The sequence below is a fragment of the Halomonas sp. H10-9-1 genome (assembly GCF_040147005.1).
In the GTDB taxonomy this organism is placed as follows: Bacteria; Pseudomonadota; Gammaproteobacteria; order Pseudomonadales; family Halomonadaceae; genus Halomonas.
On the sequence record NZ_JAMSHO010000001.1, the window covers coordinates 1,582,847 to 1,595,933 of the forward strand.

The 13,087-nt window shown below is 67.4% G+C and carries 11 protein-coding genes; 8 read left to right on the forward strand and 3 right to left on the reverse strand.

Annotated features, from left to right (window positions below; genetic code table 11):
- The first annotated feature begins 3 nt into the window (after positions 1–3).
- Positions 4–1,056, forward strand: coding sequence for a tetratricopeptide repeat protein (locus NFH66_RS07235; RefSeq protein WP_349609465.1), 1,053 nt, complete (start codon positions 4–6; stop codon positions 1,054–1,056).
- On the opposite strand, the gene dinG is transcribed toward NFH66_RS07235, so the two are convergent.
- Together dinG and rhlB are read right to left on the reverse strand one after the other, a co-directional pair.
- Positions 990–3,128 carry an ATP-dependent DNA helicase DinG gene (gene dinG, locus NFH66_RS07240; protein WP_349609467.1) on the reverse strand — a complete coding sequence of 713 codons (2,139 nt, stop codon included), beginning with the start codon at positions 3,126–3,128 and terminating at the stop codon, positions 990–992. The two genes, NFH66_RS07235 and dinG, sit on opposite strands and share 67 nt — an antisense overlap.
- A 5-nt stretch (positions 3,129–3,133) precedes the next feature.
- Positions 3,134–4,408 carry an ATP-dependent RNA helicase RhlB gene (gene rhlB, locus NFH66_RS07245; RefSeq protein WP_349609468.1) on the reverse strand — a complete coding sequence of 425 codons (1,275 nt, stop codon included), beginning with the start codon at positions 4,406–4,408 and terminating at the stop codon, positions 3,134–3,136.
- Positions 4,409–4,540: 132 nt separating this feature from the next.
- On the opposite strand from rhlB, the gene NFH66_RS07250 reads away from it, so the two are divergent.
- Together NFH66_RS07250 and xthA are read left to right on the forward strand one after the other, a co-directional pair.
- Complete coding sequence (locus NFH66_RS07250; protein ID WP_349609469.1) at positions 4,541–4,798, forward strand: hypothetical protein; 258 nt, start codon at positions 4,541–4,543, stop codon at positions 4,796–4,798.
- Positions 4,798–5,625 (forward strand): exodeoxyribonuclease III, encoded by an 828-nt coding sequence (gene xthA / locus NFH66_RS07255; protein WP_349609470.1) that lies wholly within the window; start codon positions 4,798–4,800, stop codon positions 5,623–5,625. Before NFH66_RS07250 ends, xthA begins: the two co-directional genes overlap by 1 nt.
- A 102-nt stretch (positions 5,626–5,727) precedes the next feature.
- Here the strand turns inward: xthA and NFH66_RS07260 are convergent, their stop codons facing one another.
- A complete protein-coding gene (locus tag NFH66_RS07260) occupies positions 5,728–6,804 on the reverse strand; it encodes a 3-deoxy-7-phosphoheptulonate synthase (RefSeq protein ID WP_349609472.1) in 1,077 nt (358 codons plus the stop codon).
- Between the two features lie 321 nt (positions 6,805–7,125).
- On the opposite strand from NFH66_RS07260, the gene rpoE reads away from it, so the two are divergent.
- The 5 genes from rpoE to lepA all read left to right on the forward strand — a co-directional run bounded on the left by rpoE (position 7,126) and on the right by lepA (position 13,069).
- On the forward strand, positions 7,126–7,731 hold the full coding sequence (gene rpoE / locus NFH66_RS07265) for an RNA polymerase sigma factor RpoE (protein ID WP_349609473.1): 606 nt from the start codon (positions 7,126–7,128) through the stop codon (positions 7,729–7,731).
- Between the two features lie 189 nt (positions 7,732–7,920).
- On the forward strand, positions 7,921–8,625 hold the full coding sequence (locus NFH66_RS07270) for a sigma-E factor negative regulatory protein (RefSeq protein WP_349609475.1): 705 nt from the start codon (positions 7,921–7,923) through the stop codon (positions 8,623–8,625).
- Between the two features lie 14 nt (positions 8,626–8,639).
- A complete protein-coding gene (locus NFH66_RS07275) occupies positions 8,640–9,608 on the forward strand; it encodes a MucB/RseB C-terminal domain-containing protein (RefSeq protein ID WP_349609476.1) in 969 nt (322 codons plus the stop codon).
- A 70-nt stretch (positions 9,609–9,678) separates the two neighbouring features.
- On the forward strand, positions 9,679–11,094 hold the full coding sequence (locus tag NFH66_RS07280; protein WP_349609477.1) for a DegQ family serine endoprotease: 1,416 nt from the start codon (positions 9,679–9,681) through the stop codon (positions 11,092–11,094).
- Positions 11,095–11,251: 157 nt separating this feature from the next.
- Complete coding sequence (gene lepA, locus NFH66_RS07285) at positions 11,252–13,069, forward strand: translation elongation factor 4 (protein WP_349609478.1); 1,818 nt, start codon at positions 11,252–11,254, stop codon at positions 13,067–13,069.
- The last annotated feature ends 18 nt before the right edge of the window (positions 13,070–13,087 follow it).

The following is a 13,087-nucleotide window of genomic DNA, read 5'->3' on the forward strand; positions in this document are numbered from 1 at the left end:
CTCTTGCGTCGACGCTTGCCCCTTCTCGTCGTTGTGCTGCTCGGCCTGGTCGCCGTGTCGTCGGCCCAGGCCGCTCCCCCGCTCGAGGCCACCTTCATCGAGGACCTGCAGCGGCTGGAGGCGCGCCTCCAGGGCGGCGAATCCGCCGCGGTGGAGCGGCGAGCCCTGGAGCAGGCGCGGCGCCTGGCTGGCGGCAATGCGGCCGACCGCTGGGCCCGCGCGCTCTATCTGCAACTGGCGGCCGGCGCCGCTTCGCGACAGGACGAGCCGGCGCGGGCCGCCGATCTTCTCGCCGAGGCGCGTGGTCTCGACGGTCTCGAGGCGGCGCAGCACGATCGCTGGCTGTACGACGAGGCACGCCTGCGCCTGGCCGCCGGCCAGCACCCACAGGGCAGCGAACTGCTGACGGAGTGGCTGGCGCGTCACCGGGGCGAACCGCGGGACCGCTGGCGCCTGGCGCGGGCGCTGGCCGAGCTCGAGCGCTGGGAGGCCGCGGCGACCTGGGTGGAGGAGGCCCTGGCGGTGACGCCCCGGCCCGATGCCGGGCAACGAACCCTGGCCGGCACCGTGCTGCGGCGTGCCGGACGCGAGGGGCAGGCGCTCTCCCTGCTCGTGGGTGGGCTGGCCGACAGTCGCGAGCCGGTGCGCTGGCGCGAGGCGGCCGCCCTGGCCCAGCGCGCCGGGGATGACGGCCAGGCCGCGGCGATCTGGGAGGCGGGGTGGCGCGCCGGGATACTCAGCGGCTCCGATGACCTTCGGCGTCTGGCCGAGCTGCATCTGGTCGGCGGCACCCCGGCGCGTGCCGCCGAGTACCTGGAGACGGGGCTGGCGTCGGGAGAGTTGGTGGACGGCGAGGCGAACCGACGCCTGCTGGCCCAGGCCTGGGAGCGGGCGCGCGATCGCGAGCGCGCCCTGGCCGCCTGGCAGGCGGTGGCGGAGCTCAGCGAGAAGGAGGAGGACTGGGCGCGGCTCGCTCGCCTGGCCCGCGCCTACCGCCTCACCCCGTCGATCTCGCGCACGAAGGGCGGTAGCGAGTCGAGCAGTGCCCGCCCGTAGCGCCGGGTGAGCACGCGCCTGTCGAGCAGGGTGATGCGACCGTGGTCGGCCTCCTTGCGGATCAGGCGGCCGCAGGCCTGGACCAGCTTGATGGAGGCGTCCGGCACGCTGATGCGCATGAAGGGGTTGCCGCCGCGGCTCTCGATCCATTCGGCCAGGGTGGCACCTACCGGGTCGTCAGGCACCGCGAAGGGCAGCCGGGTGATGACCACATGGGTCAGGTAGTCACCGGGCAGGTCGATCCCCTCGGCGAAGCTCGCCAGGCCGAAGATGATGCTGCCCTCGCCGGCGTCGACCCGCTCGCGATGACGGACGATCAGCTCGCGCTTGGGCAGGCGGTCCTGGGCCAGTACCCGCTCGGCCAGCGGCCTGGGCAGTGCCTTCTCCACGGCACGCAGCTGGGCCCGGGAGGAGAACAGCATCAGCACCGCCTCCTGCTTGCCTAGCCCCTGAACGAAGTCGACGATGGCCCGCTCATGGCCCTCGCGGTCGGCGGGGTCGACCGCCTCCCTGGGCACGCTGAGCACCGCGCGGGAGTAGTCGAAGGGGCTGGGCAGGCGCTGGTAGCGATAGCGGTTGGCCAGCCCGGCGCGCTCCTGCAGCCGCTCGAAGCGCCCCAGGGCGGTCAGTGTCGCCGAGGTGACCACGGCACCGAAGGTGGTGCCCCACAGGCTCTTGGCCAGCGTGTGGGCGGCCGACACGGGGCTGGCCGAGAAGGTCAGCTCCGGCTCGCCGCCGAAGCGTTCCAGGGTCAGCCAGCGTGCCCGCGGAGGTTCGCCCTCGGGGTCGGTCGCGCCGAAGGCCTGCCACAGGGCGTGGGCCTCCAGGGCGCGGCCGTAGAGCAGCGCCACCAGCGGCAGCCACGCCTCGGCGGCGTCCCGGGGCAGGCCGGTATGCTTCTCGGGGTCGAGGCTCTCGCGCAGGATGTCGGCCATGCTCTCCAGGGTGCGGGAGAGCTCGGCGAACAGCGTGACCAGCGCCGCGGCGTGCTCGCGCAGCGCCTGCGGGGCGCGCCCCATCTCGAAGCGGTGCTGATGAAACTCCTCGCCGTCGCCGAGTCCCTGGGGGCGTTCAGCCAACTGGTGGCCCAGGGCGAAGGCCTCGCCCAGTCGCGGCTCGGCGGCATCCATCGCCTGGGGCAGGGTGGCCAGCAGCCGCGCCAGGGTGGGCTGGCCACCCAGGGCGGCGTTGAGCTCGGTGAGCGACTTCCTGAGATTGCGCATCCAGCGCAGGCCGGCATTCACACCGAAGCGATAGGTGAAGTGGTTGAGCGCCTTGTCGGGCAGGTGGTGCCCCTCGTCGAAGACGTGGATGCAGTCGCCCGGGTCGGGCAGCACTACGCCGCCGCCCAGGGAGAGGTCGGCCAGCACCAGGTCATGGTTGGCGACGATGATGTCGGCCTGTTCCATGTCGCGGCGGGCGCGAAAGAAGGCGCAGGCGCCGAAGTGGCCGCAGCGTCGGTTGGTGCACTGGCGGTGGTCCACGGTCAGGCGCCGCCAGTGTTCATCCTTGATGGCCTCGGGCCAGCTATCGCGGTCTCCCTCCCAGCGGCCGCTGCCGTAGGCATCGCCCAGCGCCTTGACCAGCGACTGCCAGTCGTCGCCACCCCCCTCGAGGGCCTGCTCGAACATCGACAGGGTGGGGTTCTCCTCGCCGCCATCGAGGGCCTGGTCGAGGCGCGCCACGCACACATAGCGGCCACGCCCCTTGGCCAGGGCGTAGCTGAAGTCGATCCCGCTGTGGGCCTTGAGCGCCGGGAGGTCCTGATGGAGTACCTGCTCCTGCAGCGCCACCGTGGCGGTGGAGATCACCAGCCGCTTGCCGCGGGCCTTGGCCACCGGCAGGGCGGCGAGCAGGTAGGCCAGGGTCTTGCCGGTGCCGGTGCCTGCCTCGAGCACGCAGACATGCTCGTCGCTTGTGCGCTTGCCGGACTCGTCGGCCTCGATGCCCGCCAGGGTGCGGGCGATCTCGGCGATCATCAGGCGCTGGCCATAGCGGGGCGTGAGCCCGAGGCCCTCCAGCGCATGGCGGTAGGCGGTCTGGATCTCGCTCTTCAGGGCCTCGTCGAGCATCGTGGCTACAGCAGGCCTTCGGGAGGATGCTCGCAGGGCAGCTTGTCGCCGATGAAGCGCTCGATCTCGGGCAGCGAGAAGGCATCCTCCTCGCCCACGAAGCTGATCGATATGCCCTTGGCGCCGGCCCGGCCGGTGCGGCCGATACGGTGGACGTAGTCCTCCGGGTCTTCCGGCAGGGTGTAGTTGATGACGTGGCTGACATCCTCGATATGGATGCCGCGGCCGGCCACATCGGTGGCCACCAGCACCTGGATCTCGCCGGCGCGGAACTTCTCGAGGGTTTCGATGCGCTGGTTCTGCGGCACGTCCCCGGAGAGCATGGCCACGTCGATGCCCGTCTTGCGCAGCAGGTCGTCGAGCTTGCGCACCAGGTCGCGGCGATTGCCGAAGACCATCACGCGGTCGAAGCTCTCCTGCTGGAGGAGCTTGACCAGCAGGCGCTGCTTGTCGGCATCGCCGACCATGTAGACCCGCTGGTCGATGTCGGCGGCGTTATCGATGGTGACCGCGATCTCGACATGGGCCGGCTCATGGGTCCACTGGCTGGCCAGCGCCAGGATATCCTCGCTGAAGGTGGCCGAGAACAGGAAGGTCTGGCGCTCCTCCTTCTTCGGCGTGTGGCGGATGATCCGCCTGACGTCGGGAATGAAGCCCATGGAGAGCATGCGGTCGGCCTCATCGAGCACCAGCACCTCGACCTGGGTCAGGTCGACGTCGCGCTTCTGGTGGAAGTCGAGCAGGCGCCCCGGGGTGGCCACCAGGATGTCCAGCTTGCCGCCGAGGGCGTCGCGCTGCTTCTGGTAGTCCATGCCGCCCACCACGCTTGCCACCTTGAGATCGGTGAAGCGGGCCAGGGCCTTGGCATCCTTCTCGATCTGCAGGGCGAGCTCGCGTGTCGGCGCCACGATCAGCGCGCGGGGGGCGCCGTCCTTCTGGCCGTTGGGGCGCTCTTCCTCGAGGAAGTAGGCGATGATCGAGATCAGGAAGGCGGCGGTCTTGCCGGTGCCGGTCTGGGCCTTGCCGACGATATCGCCGCCGAGCAGGGCGTGGCCGAGGGCCTCGGCCTGGATCGGCGTGCAGTACTCGAAGCCCAGCGCATGGATGGCATGCATCAGCGGCAGGGGCAGGTCGAAGTCGTGAAAGCGCCACTTGCCGGCCACCGGGGGGACCTGGAACTGGCGTAGATCCCAGTTCGACTGGCGACGGCGCGGCTTGCGACGACGACGCTTGGGCTTGCGGTTCTCGGCCGGGGCCGTGGTCTGTTCCGACTCGCTCATAGGCTTGCTGTCTTTCCGTATCGATAGGGTAGTCGTGAGATGCAAACGGGCATTGTACCAGTCTATGCGACGAAGGGCGCGTCTCGCCGCGAAGGGCTGGTAGAATGCGCGCCAAAGCAGAGGAGTTTATCCATGACACGTCGCAAGAAGACCCGTTCGTTGGCCGACAAGGTGCAGATCCGCACCGGTCGACGCAAGGATTACAAGAAGTGGCGCCACGAGAACCCTGACCAGGTGGTCTCGTCGACCCGCTATACCCAGAAGAAGCGTCAGCAGCGCAAGCTGCAGGCCGCTCGCAAGCAGGCCCGCCAGGAAGCCGGCCAGGAGATCGCCATCCACCCCGAGCGCGAAGGCGGCGAGGGGCCGGAGCAGGGAGGTACGTCGAGCTGATGCGCCTGGTTTCATTCAATATCAACGGCATTCGTGCGCGTCTCCATCAGCTGGAAGCGTTGGTGGCGGCTTGTCGTCCGGCGGTGATCGGGCTGCAGGAGACCAAGGTGCAGGACGCCGAGTTTCCGCGCGAGGCGGTGGAAGCCCTGGGCTACCGGGTCGTCTACCACGGGCAGAAGGGCCACTACGGGGTGGCCTTGATGATCGATGTCGCCCAGTGCGGTGAGCCCCGGGCGGTGCACTACGGCTTCCCCGACGACGGCGAGACGTCCCAGCGGCGCATGATCGGCGTGGTCCTGGAGCCGGCCGCCGGTGAGCCGTTGACGGTGTGGAACGGCTACTTCCCCCAGGGCGAGAACATCGAGCATCCACTGAAGTTTCCCCACAAGCGTGAGTTCTATGCCCAGCTCCGGCGCCTGCTGGAGGGCGCCCATCGCCCCGACGAGCGCCTGGCGGTGATGGGCGACTTCAACATCTCTCCCGAGGATATCGATATCGGCATCGGCGAGCCCAACCGCCGGCGCTGGCTGCGCGAGGGCAAGACCAGCTTCCAGCCCGTGGAGCGCGAGTGGCTCGCCGGGATCAAGGCCTGGGGGCTCACCGACAGTTACCGCCTGCACTATCCGACGGTGGACGATCGCTTCAGCTGGTTCGACTATCGTTCGAAGGGCTTCGACCGGGAGCCGAAGCGCGGCCTGCGCATCGACCATATCCTGGTCACCGCACCGCTGGCGGAAAGGGTGGTCGACGCCGGTATCGACTATGAGCTGCGCGGCATGGAAAAGCCCTCCGACCACGCCCCGGTATGGGCCGAGCTGGCGCTGTAGCGCCGCTGGCCAAACACAGCAAACCCCACGCCCGGCAGCCGGGACGTGGGGTTCACGTTGATGCGGTGGCGCGTCGCCAGCGTGTCGCTCCGGGCGGCTCGATCAGCCCTCGATCCGCTTGGCCAGGACCGGTGCCAGCTTCTCGTTCATCTCCCTGAATGCCTGCTCGGTGGTCTCCCAGTCGATGCAGGCGTCGGTGATGGAGACACCGTACTCGAGCTGGCTGGGATCCTCGGTCAGCTTCTGGTTGCCCCAGCCGATGTTGGACTCGACCATCAGGCCGATGATCGAACGGTTGCCGTCGAGCAGTTGGTTGGTGACGTTCTCCAGTACCAGCGGCTGCAGTGCGGCATCCTTGTTGGAGTTGGCGTGGGAGCAGTCGATCATGATGTTGGGCTTGATGCCGGCCTGGTTGAGCTCCTGCTCGGCCAGTGCCACGCTGACGCTGTCGTAGTTGGGCTTGCCATTGCCGCCGCGCAGTACCACGTGGCCGTATACGTTGCCGCGTGTGCGAATGATCGCCACTCGGCCCTTGTAGTCGATGCCCAGGAAGTTGTGGGGGTGTGCCACCGACTGCAGGGCGTTGACCGCGACATCCAGGCTGCCGTCGGTGCCGTTCTTGAAGCCCACCGGGCAGGAGAGGCCGGAGGACATCTCGCGGTGGGTCTGGGACTCGGTAGTGCGCGCCCCGATGGCCGACCAGCTGATGCAGTCCTGGATATATTGCGGCGAGATCGGGTCGAGTGCCTCGGTGGCCAGCGGCAGGCCCATCTCGGCGAGCTCCACCAGCAGCTTGCGGGCGATATGCAGCCCTTCCTCGATCTCGAAGGAGCCATTGAGGTGGGGGTCGTTGATCAGGCCCTTCCAGCCCACGGTGGTGCGCGGCTTCTCGAAGTAGACGCGCATCACGATATACAGGCTGTCCTTCACCTCATCGGCCAGGCGGCGCAGGCGGCGCGCGTAGTCGAGGGCGGCGTCCACGTCGTGGATGGAGCAGGGGCCGACCACGACCAGCAGGCGTGGATCCTCGCCGTCGAGGATGCGCTGGATGGTGTGGCGCCCCTCGATGACCGTCTTCTCGGCGGCGTCGGTAAGCGGAATCTCCTGCTTGAGGGCTTCCGGGGTGATAAGCACGTCCTGGGAGAGGACGTTGAGGTTGCTGACCTGCTGATCTGTCATTCGAGTACCTTGTGTTGTGTCTGCGCTGATGGCCTGACGGCGTGACCCTGGTGGCCCTACTATATACCGGCCGGGGCATGCCGGATCAATCACGGGAACCTGTGGGGCATTCGCATTGTCTCAGCGCCCGCGTCCGCTATCGACCGCGGCTTGATGGATGAACTGGAAAAAGGAACACTTGTGCGATTCTTGTTGACGGTCATTGACCCCCATCCGCCCAGGCTCCAGGTAGACGCTATGCAAGCACGCCACGCTGTTGACGTTTCAAGGCATTCCGGACGACGCCGCCTCTCCCGTCGCCTGATGACGGGGAGGGGCTAGATGGGTGCCAGGGAAACCGACCAGCAGCTCGTCGAGCGTGCCCAGAAGGGCGATACTCGCGCCTTCGACCTGCTGGTGAAGAAGTATCAGCACAAGATCATCGGCCTGATCGGTCGCTATGTGCACGATCATGCCGAAGTGCAGGATGTGGCCCAGGAGGCCTTCATCAAGGCCTATCGTGCCCTGGGCAAGTTCCGCGCCGAGAGTGCGTTCTATACCTGGATGTACCGTATTGCCATCAATACGGCGAAGAACCATCTGGTGTCCCGGGGACGGCGTCCGCCGGGCAGCGATCTGGATATCGTCGATGCCGAGATCCTCGACCAGAGCGGGCGTCTCTCAGATACCGAGACCCCCGAGGCGGCCATGGCCCGCGACCAGCTGGAGGCGGCCATCTTCGAGGCGATCGAGGCGCTGCCCGATGACCTGCGCACGGCGATCACGCTGCGCGAGCTGGATGGCCTCTCCTACGAGGACATCTCCAATATCATGGAATGCCCGGTCGGCACGGTACGTTCGCGTATCTTCCGGGCACGGGAGGCGGTGGATGCGCATATCCAGCCGCTGGTCACCACCGCGCGCAATCGCGAGGCGGGAGATGAGTGACAGGTGTCGGGAAATTGCCGATTTCTTGTCGATTCGCTGAACTGTCCGGCGCCTTTGGCGTCACATGCAGTGTTCGATCCGCCCATGGCGGTTCACAGTGTCGGCATTCCCGGAGCCGTTTCCGCGAATGCCGATATCTGGCTGATAACGGATGCAAGGCCACGGCCTTGCCAGGCTGAGGTGTTGAGAATGAGTCAGAACGCACGGGAATCGCTTTCTGCCCTGATGGACAACGAGGGCGACGAGCTGGAGCTTCGCCGCGTACTGAAGTCGCTGGACGACGAACCGGATGCCGCCGAGGCGTGGCGACGCTATCACCTCATGCGCAGCCTGATGCGGCGCGAGACGGAGGTGGATGTCAGCGTCGACCTCTCCGCAGGCATCCTGGCGCGTCTCGAGAGCGAGCCGGCGCCGGTCCTCGACGCCGGCACTGCACCCGCCGCCCGCCGCCGCGCGCTGCCATTCGCGCGCAGTGCCGGCATCGCCGCCGCCGTATCGCTGATGGTGATCAGCGGCGTGCAGTTCTACAACGGTGGCGGCATACCCGCCGAGGGCGGGGCATCCGAGCTGGCCGCCGGCGCCGGAGAGGGGGGGCAGGCCTCTCCCGCGGGCCTTTCGAGTCAAGGTATCCAGCGCCCCTCGCTGGCCGACCTGCCGCTCTTCCAGTTTCCCCAGGGGGGGGGCAGTGGCCTGATGACCGTGGGTGCCGGAATGCAGAGCACGCCGATGTTCATGGTCCCCAGCCAGCGGCAGTCGCTGATGGCGGACGAGGAGCAGGCGCGTCTGCTCCAATCCTACCTGGATCGCCACGCCGAGGGCGCCGCCTATCGCAGCGGCGACGCCTGGATGCCGCTGCTGCGCGCCAGCGGGGGCGATAACCTGGGCCAGCGCTGAGCGGGAGGCGGGCGATGCGCGTTCTTCGCAGCTGCGCCGCGGGCCTTCTGCCGTTTCTGCTGGCGACCTCGGTGCCGGCGGTGGCGATGCAGGCGACGCCCGAGGTGGAGCGCTTCGACTGCCGTGCACTCGCGGAGGAGCCTGCCCCCCAGAGTGCGCGCGACTGGTATGAGCTCAGTCTCTGGGCGGGTCACTGTTACCGCTATGACGCCCACGCGGTGCGTATCGGTTTCGACGGCGTGCGTACCCTCGTGCTCAGTCACGAGGTCAGTGAAGGCGTCGAGCATGGCCGGATCCGTTTCCTCGATGGCCCCCCCATGGCCGTCGAGCGGCACAGCCGCATCGGTCGCCTGGGCTGGTCGGGGGGCAACCAGGCGCCCGCCACACCAGAGGGCATCGCTGCCAGCATCGACTCCCACTACCGACTGAGTCTGGGCGGCGAGGAGCGCATCGCCAACCGGCGCGCCCGACGCCTGGATGTTTCACCGCTCGACAGCTTCCGCTACGGGAAGCGGCTGTGGCTCGATGTCGATACCGGCTTGACCCTCAAGCAGAGCCTGCTCGACGAGACCGGGCGGGTCGTGGAAACCTTCCAGCTGACGGTGCTCGAGCGGCCGCGGTTGCACCAGGGTGAAGTGAGCGTCGACGCCCCCCGCGAGGCGCCCCGGGATGCGTGGCGTCCCGGCTGGCTGCCCGCGGGCTTCCGGTCGCTGCCGGTAGAGACCGGAAGCGGGCCCCATGGCAGTGAAGTGACCCATCGCCTCTACAGCGATGGCCTGTCCACCTTCAGTGTCTTCGTCTCACCCCTCGATGGCATCGCGTCCCTGGCTCCCGGCCTGCATCGGCTCGGCGTCTCCCATGCCGTGGTGCGTCATCGCGACCTGGGTGGTGCCCCGCGCCAGGTATTGGTCATGGGCGAGATGCCGCCGCGGGTGCTGCTGCGGGTCGCCGATGCCCTGAGCTGGGAGGCCACCGATTCCTGACCCGTGACAACTCGCTGTCGCTACCCACCAGATCTTCGCATTGCCCAACCCAAACTACGCAGGAGTCAACATGATGCGAATGCTGCGATACCTTTCCCAGTGGATGCTGCTGGCCGCGGCCTTGCTGGCCTGGCAGAGTGCCATGGCCCGCGAGCTACCCGACTTCACCGAGCTGGTGGAGGAGGCCGCCCCCGGCGTGGTGAACATCTCGACGACCCGCCTGGTCGAGAGCCGCAATCCCTTCCAGGGGTTTGGCAGCGAGGAGATCCCTGAGATCTTCCGCCACTTCTTCGGCGACCGTTTCCCGATGCCGCCTGGCCAGGCCCCGGGAAAGCCCCAGGAGCGTCAGTCGCTGGGCTCCGGCTTCATCATCAGCGATGACGGCTACATCATGACTAACGCCCATGTGGTCGATGGCGCCGATGAAATCCTGGTGCGCCTCAACGATCGCCGCGAGCTGCCCGCGGAGCTGGTGGGCAGCGACGAGCGCACCGACGTGGCGGTGCTCAAGGTCGATGCCGGCGACCTGCCGGCGTTGCGGCTGGGCGACTCCGATAGCCTCAGGGTCGGCGAGTGGGTGGCGGCCATCGGCTCCCCCTTCGGCTTCGATCATTCGGTTACCGCGGGCATCATCAGCGCCATCGACCGTACCCTGCCGCGGGATGCCTATGTGCCGTTCATCCAGACCGATGTGGCGATCAATCCCGGCAACTCCGGTGGGCCGCTGTTCAATCTCGATGGCGAGGTCGTGGGCATCAACTCCCAGATCTTCACCCGCAGCGGTGGCTTCATGGGACTGTCGTTCGCGATTCCCATCAACGTCGCCATGGACGTTGCCAACCAACTGCGCGATGGTGGCGAGGTGCGCCGCGGCTGGCTGGGGGTGATGATCCAGCCGGTATCGCGTGACCTGGCCGAGTCCTTCGACATGGACGAGCCGCGTGGTGCGCTGATCGCCGACCTCGACCCCGAGGGGCCAGCGGCGGAGGGCGGCCTCCAGGCCGGCGACGTCATTCTCGCCGTGGATGGTGCACGGGTACATGACTCCAGCACCCTGCCACGCCTGATCGGGCGCATCGCGCCGGGCAGCGATGTCGAGCTCGAGCTGATGCGCGACGGCGAGCGCCAAACCCTGGAGCTGACCCTGGGAGACTGGCCCGACAGCGGCAGTGTCGCCACAGGAAAGAGCCGCGATAGCCAGCAGTCGCGCCTGGGCATCTCCGTGGTCGAGCTGGATGCCGCCGAACGCGAGCGCCTGGGCATCGAGGGCGGTGTGCGCATCGCCGAGGTCGACTCCAGCGGCGCCGCAGCATCGGCGGGCCTGCAGCCCGGCGACATCCTGGTCAGCATCGATCACCGGACCGTCAACAGCGCATCACAGCTGGTCTCCCTGGTGAGCGAACTGCCCGCGGATCGCGCCGTGCCGGTGCGCCTCTATCGTGATGGCCACTCGCTGTTCGTGGCCCTGCGCCTGACCGGCGATTGACCCCAGCATTACCCTCCGCCACCCGCAGCCCGACGGTCCTCCCGTCGGGCTGCTGTATCTGACACCCGCATCCCGGTACAATGCGTCCATCCTGGCCGCCGGCTCAGCGTTGCTGCGCCCGGCCCCGGCTCGAACTCCATCAGGCAGAAGTCCACCGATGTCCCAAGACACCTCCTCCGACAAGCTCAAGCATATCCGCAATTTCTCGATCATCGCGCATATCGACCATGGCAAATCCACGCTGGCCGACCGGTTGATCCAGAGCTGTGGAGGCCTGACCGAGCGCGAGCTCAAGGAGCAGGTGCTGGACTCCATGGAGCTTGAGCGCGAGCGGGGCATCACCATCAAGGCCCAGTCGGTGACGCTCGACTACCACTCGCCGGACGGCAAGACCTATCAGCTCAACTTCATCGACACCCCCGGACACGTCGACTTCTCCTATGAGGTGTCGCGCTCGCTGTATGCCTGTGAAGGCGCCCTGCTGGTCGTGGACGCCGGTCAGGGTGTCGAGGCGCAGTCGGTGGCCAACTGCTACACCGCCATCGAGCAGGGCCTCGAGGTGCTGCCGGTACTCAACAAGATGGACCTGCCCCAGGCGGACCCCGATAAGGTCTCCCACGAGATCGAGGAGATCATCGGCCTGGACGCCACCGATGCCTGCCAGGTCTCGGCCAAGAGCGGGATGGGAATCGACGCGCTGCTCGAGCGGCTGGTGCGTGACATCCCGCCGCCCAAGGGAGATCCCGATGCTCAGCTGCAGGCGCTGATCATCGACTCCTGGTTCGACAACTACCTGGGCGTGGTCTCGCTGGTGCGAATCTTCGACGGCACCCTGAAGAGGGGCGAGAAGATCCGCATCAAGTCCACCGGTCGCGACTGGCAGGTCAATGAAGTGGGCATCTTCACGCCGCTGCGCAAGGAGACAGGTGTGCTGCGCGCCGGCGAGGTGGGCTTTATCGTCGCCGGCATCAAGGAGATCCAGGGGGCGCCGGTGGGGGATACCATCACCCACACCAAGACCCCGGATGTGGCCCGCCTGCCCGGTTTCCAGAAGGTCAAGCCACAGGTCTATGCGGGCATGTTCCCGGTCTCGGCCGACGACTACGAGGACTTCCGCGACGCGCTCGAGAAGCTGGCGCTCAACGACGCCTCCCTGGAGTACGAGCCGGAGAACTCCGATGCCCTGGGCTTCGGCTTCCGGGTCGGCTTCCTGGGCACCCTGCACATGGAGATCATCCAGGAGCGCCTCGAGCGCGAGTATAACCTGGACCTGCTGACCACCGCGCCGACGGTGGTCTACGAGCTGGCACTCAAGAATGGCGAGGTGATCTACGTCGCCAACCCCTCCAAGCTGCCCGACATGGCCGACGTCGAGGAGATGCGCGAGCCCATCGTGCGTGCCAGCATCCTGGTGCCCCAGGAGTTCGTCGGCAACGTCATCGCCGAGTGCGAGAATCGGCGCGGCACCCAGAAGGACATGCAGTTCCTGGGGAGCCAGATCCAGCTCACCTACGAGCTGCCGATGTCGGAGGTGGTGATGGACTTCTTCGACCGCCTGAAGTCGATCTCCCGAGGCTATGCCTCGTTGGATTACAACTTCGAGCGCTTCGAAGCGGCCAGGCTGGTGCGCCTGGACGTGCTGATCAACGGCGACAAGGTCGATGCCCTGGCGGTGATCATCCATCGCGATCATGCACACTCCCGCGGTCGCCTGCTGGTGGAAAAGATGAAGGAGCTGATCCCGCGCCAGATGTTCGACGTGGCGATCCAGGCGGCCATCGGCGGCCAGGTGGTGGCCCGCTCCACTGTCAAGGCGCTGCGCAAGAACGTCACCGCCAAGTGCTATGGCGGCGATGTCTCCCGCAAGAAGAAGCTGCTCGAGAAGCAGAAGGCGGGCAAGAAGCGCATGAAGCAGGTGGGCCGGGTGGAAATCCCCCAGGACGCCTTCCTCGCCGTGCTCCGGGTCAACGACTGATACCACCAGCTAGGGACA